This window comes from Pseudomonas sp. 20P_3.2_Bac5 (assembly GCF_025466035.1).
Classification (GTDB): domain Bacteria; phylum Pseudomonadota; class Gammaproteobacteria; order Pseudomonadales; family Pseudomonadaceae; genus Aquipseudomonas.
The window spans coordinates 1-349 of the sequence record NZ_JANLOA010000111.1; the positions used below are offsets into that span (position 1 = coordinate 1).

General features: G+C 61.0%; 1 pseudogene. It reads right to left on the reverse strand.

The features are described 5' to 3' along the window. Window positions 1-349 (reverse strand): annotated as a pseudogene (locus tag NTD88_RS20605) (hypothetical protein); the annotation flags it as partial.

Below are 349 nucleotides of genomic sequence, written 5' to 3' on the forward strand. Positions count from 1 at the left end.
TATCTCGATGGCGTCATTGCGCCAGGCATTCAGTTCCTGAACGATGCCAATCGGGTCATCAAGGACAACCGCGACACCGCCGCCGTCCATCAAGCGCTCCAGCGCGTTGCGGTAGATGGAATCCATGTCCCTGGGTACGTCTCCAGGGGCAAGTGCGCTGCGAAAGGGCGGGAATGCCTGTTTCTCCAGCATGGCCCTCGCGGCGACATCACCGACAGCCCGAAACTCCGCGACGAGGCTGTCGACATGCGACGGGGTAATGACATCGTCGAACACTCCACAACTGTGGGCGAGCGTGCGCAGGTCAAACTTCTGCAGACGGTCACGGTAGCGGTTGCTGCTCAGGTGG